Source organism: Brevundimonas sp. SH203 (assembly GCF_002157625.1).
GTDB lineage: Bacteria > Pseudomonadota > Alphaproteobacteria > Caulobacterales > Caulobacteraceae > Brevundimonas.
Map to the genome: position 1 here is coordinate 175,157 of NZ_BDMM01000003.1, position 12,888 is coordinate 188,044.

General features: G+C 67.5%; 10 protein-coding genes. 2 read left to right on the top strand and 8 right to left on the bottom strand.

The genetic code is table 11. From position 1 onward, the window contains the following. Positions 1–133 precede the first annotated feature (133 nt). Complete coding sequence (locus SH203_RS07835; RefSeq protein ID WP_159457552.1) at positions 134–898, top strand: PD-(D/E)XK nuclease family protein; 765 nt, start codon at positions 134–136, stop codon at positions 896–898. Between the two features lie 2 nt (positions 899–900). Further along, a complete protein-coding gene (locus SH203_RS07840; RefSeq protein ID WP_087120321.1) occupies positions 901–1,473 on the top strand; it encodes a hypothetical protein in 573 nt (190 codons plus the stop codon). A 104-nt stretch (positions 1,474–1,577) separates the two neighbouring features. Here the strand turns inward: SH203_RS07840 and SH203_RS07845 are convergent, their stop codons facing one another. From SH203_RS07845 to SH203_RS07875, 8 genes are all read right to left on the bottom strand, one after another. Next, positions 1,578–3,314 (bottom strand): ATP-binding protein, encoded by a 1,737-nt coding sequence (locus SH203_RS07845; RefSeq protein WP_234989427.1) that lies wholly within the window; start codon positions 3,312–3,314, stop codon positions 1,578–1,580. A gap of 170 nt (positions 3,315–3,484) precedes the next feature. Next, complete coding sequence (locus SH203_RS07850) at positions 3,485–4,126, bottom strand: response regulator transcription factor (protein ID WP_087120323.1); 642 nt, start codon at positions 4,124–4,126, stop codon at positions 3,485–3,487. Further along, on the bottom strand, positions 4,123–5,178 hold the full coding sequence (locus SH203_RS07855) for a sensor histidine kinase (RefSeq protein ID WP_200808856.1): 1,056 nt from the start codon (positions 5,176–5,178) through the stop codon (positions 4,123–4,125). Before SH203_RS07855 ends, SH203_RS07850 begins: the two co-directional genes overlap by 4 nt. Before the next feature lie 61 nt (positions 5,179–5,239). Next, positions 5,240–5,938, bottom strand: a complete 699-nt coding sequence (locus SH203_RS07860; protein WP_087120324.1) for an MgtC/SapB family protein — start codon at positions 5,936–5,938, stop codon at positions 5,240–5,242. A 151-nt stretch (positions 5,939–6,089) separates the two neighbouring features. Next, positions 6,090–8,783 carry a magnesium-translocating P-type ATPase gene (gene mgtA, locus SH203_RS07865; protein ID WP_087120325.1) on the bottom strand — a complete coding sequence of 898 codons (2,694 nt, stop codon included), beginning with the start codon at positions 8,781–8,783 and terminating at the stop codon, positions 6,090–6,092. Positions 8,784–9,002: 219 nt separating this feature from the next. Continuing rightward, positions 9,003–9,167: a hypothetical protein gene (locus SH203_RS15510; protein ID WP_159457553.1), complete on the bottom strand. Its 165-nt coding sequence runs from the start codon at positions 9,165–9,167 to the stop codon at positions 9,003–9,005. 336 nt (positions 9,168–9,503) lie between these two features. Beyond that, positions 9,504–10,583: a PepSY domain-containing protein gene (locus SH203_RS07870; RefSeq protein ID WP_087120326.1), complete on the bottom strand. Its 1,080-nt coding sequence runs from the start codon at positions 10,581–10,583 to the stop codon at positions 9,504–9,506. After that, positions 10,583–12,751, bottom strand: a complete 2,169-nt coding sequence (locus SH203_RS07875) for a TonB-dependent receptor (protein ID WP_087120327.1) — start codon at positions 12,749–12,751, stop codon at positions 10,583–10,585. Before SH203_RS07875 ends, SH203_RS07870 begins: the two co-directional genes overlap by 1 nt. Positions 12,752–12,888: the final 137 nt, after the last annotated feature.

A 12,888-nucleotide genomic window follows, 5' to 3' on the forward strand; every position in this document is an offset into this window, starting at 1 on the left:
CTTAGGGGCGTAGTGTGAACCGACGGAGGGCGTCGATCGTCGAGGTTGGTCGTCTCTTGATCGGTGAACCGCGCAAGCAGTTCGAACTGCAACGTAACACTGGGGCCAGGTTTGGAGGCGCTTGGGGATGACGATGAGTGAGGCCGCCCTGACCGACAACCTGCAGGCGCTGTTCTCAAAGATGCAGGCCCTTGAACCCGCGCCGATCACGCACCGCCTTGCGCGCTTTTTCGAGGACTGGCGCTCGCTCCAGCGCGCATCCGTCTCGAATGGAATGGAGACGGCCGTTGCGCCGGTCGCGGATGCGGACGCGCTCCGGTGCATGTTCGAACGGCTGCGGCCGCTGCTGGACCAGAATCACCGTTCCGCAGCGGACCTCAACATCTGGGCGGTGAGCCGCCTGGGAACCGATGAGATACGCACGTCCGCCGTTCTGGCGTGGTTTCTCGACCCTTCCGGCTCCCACGGGGAAGGTCGGTTGTTCGCCGATGCCCTGTGGTCCGCAGTAGGCGCCGATCTCGGCTTCAATCTGCGGAACCTGCGGCGGACAGCGACCGAGGTTTGTCCGTTGGCCGATGCGGCCGATCGGGTGGACGTCGTGCTTGAGGGCGATGACTTCGCCGTCTTCATTGAGGTGAAGATTTATGCCGGGCTGCAGCCCGCCCAGCTTGAGCGGTACGCGGCTGCCGCCGAGCGCTCGGCGTCGTTGCGCGACAAGGCGCATGCCGCCTTGATCTATCTGGCGCCCTATCCGACCAGATTGCCGTCCGAACGGTGTCGGTGGCTGTCATGGCGAAGCCTCGCGCGCGCCTTCCGTCTAGCCGCCGAAAAAAGCGGCACGCCGTTCGTCCGCCAGGCTACCGACCAATTCGCTCAACATATCGAAAGACTCCGCTGAACATGAGCTCGCCCGAACTGGATCGTCTGATCGTTGAACATATCGCGGACCTCGACAGCGCCGCGACGCGCATCGATCTCATCGAAGAGCGCATCTGGAAGGCCCACGCCGAAGCGCTCGAAGACTGGTCGCGCGCCATGGGATGGGGCGGCGACTTCGATATCGAGGACGACCTCATTGCGGCGCCCGCACACTGGGAGGTCGACGAAAGCAAACAGGCCTGGTTCGAAATTGACTTCGGCCCCGAGGACGATGAACTCGGGCTCCATTTCAATCTCATGCGGCTCACGGGAGCGGGCGGACGAGTGTGCCTGAGGTTTGGATACAACGGTCTGCGAAAACCTTGGAAGGCTGCTGCGCGCCAGCACGCAGAGGCGCTGCAGCAGTTCGGGTTCGTGATGACGCCCTATGCCGATTTCTACACCGACTGCACGCCGGTCTTCACCAACATGATCGAGGCTGTCGAAAGCGGCGACTTCAGTCCGGCGACCGACCCGCTGCGAGCGGCGCTGGATCGCGCCAAGGCCGCCGAGCCGACCTTCACCGCCATCCTCAAACAGCTGAAGGCGATCTGAGCGGTCCCGCCTGGAAGACCGCAGCCTAAATCAGAAGCTGCGATTTCACGAAGCCCCCGGCCATCGACCTGGGGGCTTCGCTTGATCGTCGGATCGAGGCGTCCTCAGCCCTTCACCGCCCGGTCCAGCGCATCGTACAGACGCGACGGTTCCAGCGGCTTGGCCAGCCAGTCGGTCATGCCGGCCGCCCGGCTGGCGGCGACCTGCTCCGCCTCCGACCCCGCGCTGAAGCCGATCACCGGGGTAGCCGCGTTCAGTCCCCCCGACGCCCGCAGTCGTCGCGTCGTCTCGTTGCCGTCCAGCCCCGGCATGTTCACGTCCATCAGCACCACGTCGAACGCCTGCATCGCCAGCAGTTCCAGGGCGGACAGGCCGTCCGACGCCATCGAGAGATCGGCGTCCAGCGGGCTGAGGACCAGAGCGAGCGTGCGCCGGTTGATCTCGTGATCGTCCACCGCCAGGATTCGCAGCCGGCGGCTCTGCTCCGTCGGCGTGGCCGCCGTCTCGTGATGCTCTATGGTCGCGACGCCCGGAGACAGGGTGATCGCCAGTTCGAAAATCGCGCCCTCCCCCGCCACACTTCTTGCGGTCAGTTCGCCCCCCATCAGGCGGGCCAGGTCGCGGCTGACGGTCAGACCCAGGCCCGTCCCGCCATAGGTCCGCGCGACCTGCGCCGATCCTTGGGCGAAGGGGGTGAACAGACGCGCCATGGCGTCGGGCGGGATTCCCGGCCCCTGATCCGCCACCTCAAGGACCAGATCGACCCGGCCGTCCGCGCCGGTTCGGGTCGTCACATTCAGGGACACGGCGCCGCCGCGCGGCGTGAACTTCACCGCATTGGACATCAGATTGTTGACGATCTGGCGCAGGCGAAACGGATCGCCTTTCAGCCACAGGGCCTCGCTCAACGTCGCGACGTGCAGCGCCAGCCCCTTCTCCTCCGCGGCCGCCGCCCAGAAGCGTCCGGTCTCCGTCAGGAAGGTGGACAGATCGAAGTCCTGAACCTCCAGCGTCATGCCCCTCGCCTCGATCTTGGAATGGTCCAGAAGATCGTTGAGCATGCCGGTCATCAGGCGGCCGGCGTCCATGATCAGCTGCGCCGTCTCCGGCGTCGTCTCGGGCGAACGCCCCTGACGGATGACGTGCGCGCCCGCCAGAATGGCGCTGACCGGCGTGCGAAGCTCATGGCTGACGATGGCGGCCATCGCGGCGCGATCCGCCATGGCCTGCTGCGCCTGATCCAGACGGTTCTGCGCCTCCGCCAGCGCCGCCAGCTCCTGGGCCCTGGACGACTTCAATCGCGACCAGATCACCGTCACGGCCACGACCAGCAGGACGACCGACCCGATCAGCGGCGGCAGGGCCGGCGACCTCGGGTCCGGCGCGATCACGGGCATGGCGAACAGGGTCGTGAAATAGGGCAGCGCGCCGATCAGGAACAGGGTCTGGGACCCGATGCCGGACACCATATTGCTGACCAGCGTTCCGGCGATGGCCATGACGGCGATGGCCGCCATCACCTGATCCCCCTGGCTCCACATCACGCCGATGGCGATCGCGAAGGCGACCGAGAACAGGCCCGCACCCGACAGGGCCGCCAACACATAGGCCGGCGCCTCCAGTTCGGCCGAAGGGCGCCGACGATAGGGCTCCATCGCCGCATATTCGTAGATCTGGACCGCCGTGCTGATGACGAGCCAGGGCGCGACCAGATGACCAAGGCCGCCGACCCAGAAGACCCAGGCGATCAGCAGCCCCATCGTCACCCGAACCGGGGTCTGTTTCAGCCTCTCGCGCGCCGCCAACGCCAGATGCGGCGCCATCCTCGCATACCAGTTCACGCCATCCGCCTCCGCATTCGAATCGGCGACAAACCTAGCAATGTTTCGCGGAACATGGCGTCCAGAGCGAGATCGGACCACGAAGGCGCATAATGGGGCGATGCGAGTCCCCGCCGCGCGCATACAGGATTCCTAAAATCCACATCGGCGCCGACGCGACCGTGTCGGCGTCAGCGCTCCGGCGGCGCCAGTTCGTCGACCATCCGCACCAGATCGGTCAGGGACGCCGCGCCCATCTTCTTCATGGATTTGGCCCGGCGGACTTTGACGGTGATTTCCTTGACGTCCAGTTCGGCGGCGATCTGCTTGTTCAACTGGCCCCGCACGACCAGGCGCACCACGTCGCGTTCGCCGGGCGTCAGGCTTCGCCAGCGGTCCTGAAGCGACGAGGTCGAGACGGCGCGGGCCAGCCGCTGGCGGTCGCGTTCGAGGGCGACCTGAACCGCGTCCAGCAGTTCCTGATCGCGGAACGGCTTGGTCAGGAAATCGACCGCCCCGTCCTTGATCGCCTTGACCCCCATGGCGATGTCGCCGTGGCCGGTGATGAAGATGACCGGCAGATGGACGCCCAGCCGCTCCATCTGCTGATGAAAGTCCGTGCCGCTCTGGCCCGGCATACGCACGTCCAGGATCAGACAGGCGGGGCCGTCTCCGCGCGGCTCGGCCAGAAAATCCTGCAACGACGCAAAGACGCGGGCGTTCAGCGAGACGGACTCCAGCAGGTCCGCCAGACCGGCGCGCAGCGCGGCGTCGTCGTCGATGACATAGACTGTGGCCCCCGGAACCTGAGGCGAGGATTGATCCGAACTCATGTGTCGTCTCCGGCGACAGGCAGGTCAAAGACGAAACAGGCGCCGCCCAGGGGCGAGGCCTCGGTCCAGATGCGCCCGCCATTGGCCTCGACGATGGCGCGGCAGATGGTCAGGCCCAGGCCGAAGCCGCCGGCCTTGGTGGTCCAGAAGGCGTCGTACAGATGTTCGGCCGCCTCCGCCGACAGCCCCTCGCCATCGTCGGCGACGGCGACCCTCAGGCGATCCCCGACTGCGCGGGTCATGACGGCGAGACGACGCAGACGTTTCGAAACGGCGGGCGCCTCCATCCCGTTCAGCAGCAGGTTGCTGACCACCTGCTGCACCTGCACCCTATCGGCGAAGGCGGACGGCAGGCCCTCGGCGAGGTCGGCGTCGATCATCGCGCCGCTGGCGCCCGCCGCCGACGACGACAGGGCGATGATCTCGGTCACGGCGGCGTTCAGATCGAAGACGGACGAGGCCGGCGCCTCGTTGCGGGCCAGGCGTCGCACCCGGTCCAGAATCTCGCTGGCGCGGTCGGCCTCGCGGATGATGCGATCGACGGCCGCCAGGGCCTTTTCCGTCCTGGGCTCGGGCTGCACCAGCCAGCGGCGACCGGCTCCGGCGCTGGTGGCGATGGCGGCCAAGGGTTGGCTGACCTCATGGGCGATGGAGGCGGTCAGCTGACCCAGGGTGGTCAGGCGGGCGATGCGGGTGATGCGTTCGCGGGCCTCATGCACCTGCGCTTCCGCGCCCTTCAGCTTCAGGCCCAGATAGGCGGTGACGCCGATGGCCACGACGCTGATGCCGGTGTTGATCAGGCCGATCTTGTAGTCGCCCGCCGGCGTCAGGACGAAGCTGAGGCAGGTCAGGACCACGCACGCCGTCGCCAGCGCCGCCACCGCCCGCACGCCCACGAACCGCGTGGCCACCAGCATCACCGCCGTATGGAAGATGGCCACGGCGACCGCATAGTCGGTCACGGTGTCGGCGATGAAGATGGCCGCCACGGCGACGACCAGGGCGGCCAGCACGACGGCGTAGTTCGATCTGATCCGCGCCGCGCTCGCCAAGTCCGTCGTCCCCTTTCCGGCGCCCAGCTTAGGTCAAGGCGCCGCTCTTGTCGCCCGCTTGTCAGGCCTCGGCGATGCGCCAGCGGGCGGCGGTGATGCGGGGTTCCAGGCTGAGGCGGCCGACGATCTGTTCGACCAGACGGTCCTGCCGGTTCTCGGCGTGGATGGCGGCGCGCACCTCGACATTGGTGGACCCCGTGAGATCGGCGCTGACCAGTTCGCGGATGTGAAGCCTGTCGCCCAGCCCGCCCAGCAGCAGGGCGCGGACATGGGCCTCGGCCTCGCTGCGGCAGATCACGCTGATGGCGTAGCAGCTTTCCAGCTCGGTATGGCTGACGGGCTGGCGGTCCAGCAGTCGCACCAGCGGCCGCAGCAGGGCGTTGACCGCGATGACGAAGCCGGCGGCGACGGCGGCGTGGAAGAAGAAGCCCGCCCCGCACATGGCCCCCACCGCCGCCGAACACCACAGGGTCGCGGCGGTGTTGAGGCCGCGCACGTTCAGCCCTTCCTTGAAGATGATGCCGCCCCCCAGAAAACCGATGCCGGACACGATCTGGGCCGCCACGCGGGTCGGGCTGGCGTCGCCGTCGAACTGGGCCGAGAACTGCACGAAGGTCGCGGCGCCCAGGGCGACCAGGGTGTTGGTCCTGAGCCCGGCCAGCCGCTGACGCCACTGCCGCTCGAACCCGATCAGTCCGCCCAGCAGAAAGGCGCCGCCCAGCGCCAGCACCGCCTGCCCCAGGGTGTTGAAGTCGGTCATGACCCGTCCTTTCGTCTCAGTTCCAGCGGTGGCGACGCCCCGCAAGGTCAGTCCTCAGCGGACGAACGTCAGTCTGGACAGGGCCAGACGGTTGAATCGGGAAAAGGGCGGTCGGGGGCGATCCCGCCGACCGCCGGCTGGACGGCTCCGATCAGAACCACTGGCCGAAGCGGCGCACGTACAGGGTCTTCACGCCCTGGGTCAGCACGCAGTAGGCCAGCAGGATGCCGACCAGCCACGGGAAATAGGCCAGTGGCAGAGGCGTCAGGCCGATCATCGACCCGACCGGCGAAAACGGCAGATAGACGCCCAGCGCGCACACCAGAGCCGTCGCCAGCAGGACCGGCAGGGCCGCCGTACTCTGGACGAAGGGAATCCTGCGGGTCCGCAGCATATGCACCACCAGCGTCTGGGACAGCAGCCCCTCGACGAACCAGCCCGACTGGAACAGCGACTGCACCTGGACCGAGTTGGCCGAAAACACGAACCACATGACCGCGAAGGTCGTGATGTCGAAGATCGACGACGTCGGCCCCATCCACACCATGAACCGGCCGATGTTCCTGGCGTCCCATTTGCGCGGCGTCTTCAGGAACGCCTTGTCCACCCGATCCCACGGCAGGGCCAGTTGCGAGAAGTCGTACATCAGGTTCTGGATCAGCAGGTGAATGGCCAGCATCGGCAGGAAGGGGATGAAGGCGCTGGCGACCAGCACCGAGAAGACGTTCCCGAAGTTCGAGCTGGCCGTCATGTTCAGATATTTGATGATGTTGCCGAAGGTCTCGCGCCCCTTGATGACGCCCTCCTCCAGAACCATCAGGCTCTTTTCCAACAGGATGATGTCGGCGGATTCCTTGGCGATGTCGGCGCCGCTGTCGACCGAGATGCCGACGTCGGCGTCGCGCAGGGCCGGGGCGTCGTTGATGCCGTCGCCCAGGAAGCCGACCGTGTGGCCGTTGGCCTGAAGGCTTTTCAGCACACGCGACTTCTGCATCGGCGTCAGCTTGGCGAAGACGGCGCGTTCCTCGACCAGGCGGGCCAGGGCGGCGTCGTCCATCGCCTCGATGTCGCGGCCCAGAACCGGCTCGCCGGGCTCCAGACCCACCTCGCGGCAGATCTTGGCCGTCACCACCGCATTGTCGCCGGTCAGGACCTTCACCGTCACCCCATGCTCGGCCAGGGCGGCGATGGCGGGGCGAGCCGTCTCCTTGGGCGGATCGAGGAAGGTCAGGAAGCCTTCGACGACCAGATCGGCCTCGTCCTCGACCCCGTAACGGATGCGGGCCTGATCGGCGGGCACGGCGCGGGTGGCCACGACCAGCACGCGGAAGCCGTCGGCGTTATAGCCGCGCGCCATCAGTTGCAGGCGGCGACGCTCGGCGTCGTCCAGCGGCCGGGTCCCCTGCCCGTCGCGCACGGCGACGCAGATGGCCAGCATCTCCTCGACCGCGCCCTTGCAGATCAGCCTCTGTCCGCCCCGCTCGTCCTCGACCACGATGGACAGACGACGCCGCACGAAGTCGAAGGGCAGTTCGTCGATCTTGCGATAGGCGGCGGCCGTGGCCACGGCCTCCGGGCGACGCCCGGCGAAGTCCACGACGGCGCGGTCCATCAGGTTCTTGACCCCGCTCTGATGACGGCTGTTCAGCCAGGCCAGTTCCAGCACCCGGTCGTCCGCGCCGCCCGACAGGTTCAGGTGATGCGCCAGGATGATCCGGTCCTGCGTCAGGGTGCCGGTCTTGTCGGTGCAAAGCACATCCATCGCGCCGAAATTCTGGATGGCGTTCAGGCGCTTGACCACCACCTTGCGGCGCGACATCGCCATCGCCCCCTTGGCCAGATTGGACGACACGATCATCGGCAGCATTTCCGGCGTCAGCCCGACCGCCACCGCCAGGGCGAACAGGAAGGCGTTCATCCAGTCGCCCTTGGTGAAGCCGTTCACCAGCAGCACGATGGGAACCATGACCAGCATGAACCGGATCAGCAGCCAGCTCACGCTGTTCACCCCCCGGTCGAAGGCCGTCTCGGCGCGCGAGCCGACGATGGCCTTGGCCAGCGACCCGAAATAGGTGCGCGGCCCCGTGGCGACGACCAGCGCCGTCGCCGCGCCGCTGACGACGTTGGAGCCCATGAAACAGACGCCGGGGCGGTCCAGAGGATCGCTGTCGTCCGCGACGCCCGCCTCGGCGGACTTGGCCGAAACGGCGCCCAGGGCGTCGTATTTCTCGACCGGAATGGCCTCGCCGGTCAGGGCCGCCTGGCTGACGAACAGATCGCGGGAATCGATCAGGCGCACGTCCGCTGGCACCATGTCGCCCGCCGACAGATAGACGACGTCGCCGACAACGACCTGGGCCATCGGGATTTCACGCAGTTCGCCGGACGTGGCGTCGTCGGCGCGGCGCATCACGGTCGCCGAGTTGCCGACCATCGCCTTCAGCGCCTCGGCCGCCCGGGCCGAGCGGAACTCCTGCCAGAAGCGCAGCACCGCGCTCAGCCCCACCATCACGAGGATGATCAGCACCCCGACATAGTCCGGCGCCTCGCTCGCCCGGATCGGCAGGACGATGTCGGTGACGCTGCTGATCGCCGCCAGGGCCAGCAGCACGCCGATAAACGGGTTCCTAAACGCCAGCAGGAACTGCACCGGGGCCGACAGACGGCGCTCGCGCGCCACCAGGTTCGGCCCGTCCTGCAGCAGCCGACGCGCCGCATCCTCTTCGGTCAGGCCGTCGGAGGAACGGGGCGTGATGGCGATGTCGGCCGCAATCCCTGCGGGGTGCGGCCCGCCTGCATCGACCGGGCGGCGTTCGCGCCCTGCGAACTTGACGATGGTGTTCATGGCTTGGGTCTCCTGGCGTCATCGAGACGGGCGGCGCGACCCCGCCGCACGCAGCGCGCACGGAAAGGCCGGGCCGGACGCCGTCTGCGGCCGGATCGAAAGGGGTCAGGGTCTGATCAGCCCCGCGAAGGGGCGCAGGCGTCCGCTAGGGCGCGCGGTCTCGCGGCGGATGCAGCACAGCCGAATGCGGCGGCCTGCAGAGGATGCGGATCGTGCGCCTCATGGCCGAAGCCCACCCTCGACGCCGCGCGCCTGATAGGCGCCCAGCATCAGCCCGGCCCGCACAAACCACGGACGACCCCAAAGCGGTGTTTTCGTCATCGCGCGAACGCGCAGGCAGGTCGGCGATACGGCCGCCCGCCGCGCCTGAAGGACGAGGTTCATGTCTCTCACTCCTCGACGGCCGCACAGCCCTCAAGACGAGACCGATCCCTCAGCCCCGTCCCAAAACCCCGTGCGCCGCCATGTGTCGACGACTGTCGTCTGGCATCTGGGTTTCCTGTTTGCATCCAGCCGACGATCGCCGCCTGAACGGGTTCCATTCTAGCGAACCCCGGCGCCGAAGCCATGCCGCATCGGGTTTACGCCAGCATGGCTTTGGGATGCGCCGGATATACTTTGGTTCACGGGCTTTTGGCATCCGCCAGAAAATACGACGCGAGCGGTCACTCGCTCCCCGTTCGAAGCCGACGTCCACAAGCCGTCATCGGCCCTTGGCGCTCAGGCCTTCTTGCGTCGTCGTTTGGGCGATCCGCTCGGGTTGCCCCAGAAGGTGACGACGGCCAGTGATCCCAGAAGCGTCAACGCCAGGCCCGCCACAGCCACGACCAGCCGATAGGCCAGTCCCCCGACCTTGGCTGCGTGGATAGGATATTGGGCGTTGGCGACCCGCAATCCCAGCGGCAGGGTCAGGGCGTCACGGGCGCCGACGATGCGGCCATCGGCAGGGTCGAACCACACCTGGGTCCGGCCGTTGGGCAGCCATTCCGCCGCCCTTCGCAGGCGCAGGCCGATCAGCCCGCCAGGCTTGGTCGGCAGGGACAGGATACGCGGCTTGGCGTCGGGGAAACGGTTTTGCGCCGCCGTCATCATGGCGGGCCAGTCCAGATCGGGCGACAGCGCGCCGCCCTCGACCTTCGGCGCGGCCATAACGGCCTTCAGGTTCTTGCCCGGCGACAGGGCCATGGCCAGGCCGTCGTACAGGGGCAAGGCCAGGATGGCCCCGGTCGTCATGACCAGCGCCAGCACCGGCGCGGCCCAGACGCCCATGTCGCGGTGATGTTTGACGATCCCGGCCCGCTTCAAGGTCCTGGGCAGGACGGCGAAGACGAATGTCCGCCGCGTCGGCCACCACAGGATCACGCCGCTGACGACGAAACCCAGACCCGCCAGGCCCGCGATCCCGGCGATGGTCTTTCCGACATCGCCGATCAGCAGATAGTGGTGCAGGTCGAACAGCCAGAGTTCGGGCCGCACCCACAGACTGTCCCAGCGCGCGACGACCTGACCCGACTGGGCGGCGTAGGCCCCGCGCGTCTTGTCTTCATAGTTCAGGCGGTGAACGCCCAGCCGGTCGTCCGCCAGAACGACCGAGCGCGGCCGGTCGGCGGCGGAAAACACCCGGTCCAGCGCCGCACCGATCCGTTGCGGGTCCGCCTCCCGCGCCTCGCCGGCGTGGGGCACGACGGCCCGCAGCCAGTCGTCCTTGAACACCAGGATCGTCCCGGTCAGCCCAAGCACGAACAACAGAAGCCCGACCAGCCCCCCGGCCCAGCGATGCGCCAGTCGAACCAGACGCATCAGAAACGACGGTCCCACCCGAGGGTGAAGGACCGGCCCCGACCGGCGAAATAGCGCAGATTATCGGTCGGATTGCTGGTGTCCGAGGCGTAGGTCACATAGTCCGCATTGAAGAGGTTTTGCACCGCCAGCGACACGCCGCCGAACGCGAAGTCGTAGCGCACATAGGCATCCGCCACGGTATAGCCTTCGAAATTGTTGCGCGGATCGCCGCCCTCGAAGTCGCGCGCCAGATAGGTCTGAACCTGCAGGCGCGCCGACAGGGGGCCGTTGGCATAGACGGCGGCGGCGTTGATGCGATCCGGCGAGATGTTGGCCCCGTCCAGATCGCGATCCACCCGCCCGTCGTCATTGGTGTCGGTCTGGCCGCGCAAACGGGCGTAGCCGGTCGAGAGCGTCAGCCCCTCGATCGGGGTGCGGGCGCTCACATTCAGCTCCAGGCCCTCGATCTCGACCGCTTGCCGCTGCACGTCGTAGATTCCGTCGGCGTTTCGGACCAGGAACTGACCCAGATCCGACGCGGACCAGAAATAGGTCGCGCTGGCCTCGAACGGCCCGCGCTTCACCTCCAGGCCGATCTCCTGATTGTCCGAGATCACCGGACTGATGTCGAGGAAGCCGTCGACCTTGACCCCGTCGACATTGATCGAGCGCAGGATGCGGCCGACGTCCGGCACGGTATAGCCCTCGGCGTAGCTGGCGTAGGCGCGCACCCCCTCCAGCGGTTCATAGACGACGCCGCCATTGACCAGGGTGGCCTCGAACCTGGGCTTGCCGCCCGTCACGCGACGCGAGCCATAGGAGGCCAGGGTGGTGAAGTCGTCGACCGACAGCTCGACGCTCTCCTGACGCACGCCGCCCGCCAGACGCACCTTGCCGTCGAACAGACGCATATTGGCCTGAACGAAGGGGGCGACGCTCTGGAACTCGGTCGGCGGCACCCAGGCGCGGTTGGTGGCGATCAGACGCTGCTCGGTGCGGTCGGTCATCGCGTCCAGACCCAGGGTCGCGGTCAGGCCCGGCACGCCCGGCACGGCCCGTTCGTAGCTGGCCCGCGCGCCCAGCTTGCGCGAGCGGTTCGAGGACTGGTCGAACAGGGTTCCGATCGGCGCGATGCGGGCGTCCTGCATGGTGTTGGAACGGTCGCCGCCGAAGGTGTCTCGCGTGCGGTTGAAGAAGACCTGGGCGCTGAAATCGCCGCCCCACAGATCGCTGTCGGTCAGCGAGGCCGAGACCGTCTCGCCCCGGTTGCCGGCGGGCTCGCCCTCTATCCGGCCGCGCCGGCTGCTGGCCGGACGGCCGACGGTGCGGTCGCCGGGAACGATGACATAGTCCCCGTCGCCCTTCAGCTCGAAGCGATTGGCCAGAAGGTCCAGCCGCACCGTGTCGGTCAGGTTCCAGCCGAAGCGGCCGAAGAAGGACAGGGCCTTGGAATCCTGCACCTCTCCCTGGGTGTTGTCGACGCCGACGCGACGACCGTTGGCGTCATAGAAGGCCCCGCGCTGGTCATAGGCGACGCCGAAGACGCCATCGAGATCGCCATGGCGATAGGCGGCCAGGCCGCCCAGCTTGGCCCCGATCCCGTCGCCCTCCGGCCCGCCCGAGCTTGAGACCTGGGCCAGCGTCCGGCCCGTCAGTCCGTCCCGGGTCGGCGCCCCCACCGTCACCTGATTGACCACGCCGCCGGTGGCGCCGATGCCCTGAAGGGCGTTGGAGCCGTAGATCAGCTCCACCCGGTCCACGAAGAAGGGGTCGATCGTATAGCCGTCGCGCGAGCCGTCGCGGATCGGCGTCGATTGCGGAATGCCGTTGATGGCGTACAGCGGCGAGCGCCCCCGCAAGCTTTCGCCCGAGCCCGTCAGCTTCTGCCGCGTCGGCGAGAAGGACGGCGACAGGGTCGCGACCGCGTCGATCACCGAGCCGCTGATGGCCACCTGTTCCGACAGGCTCTTGCGGTCGATGACATCCACCGTCATCGGCAGGGCGCTGGCCGGCAGGATCGTCCGCGCCGCCGTCACCACCACATCCTCGACCCGACCCACCTCGACCTCCTGCCGCGTCGCCTGGGCGGCGGCGGTCGAGGCGAAAGCCGTTCCAGCCAGCAGGGCGGAACCGGCCAGCAAGCCGGATGACCGGCGCAGCGACAAGGCGGACGAGACGAAAGACATGCGGAGCCTCCTGAAGACGGCCCCGCGCTTAAATGAAATTGCGAGCGAGTTGCAATATACGATCTACAAAAATCGCCTCGATCGACGGGCGCTTTCCACATCGCGCAGTCGCCCCAATGCCCGACACTATCAGTCTG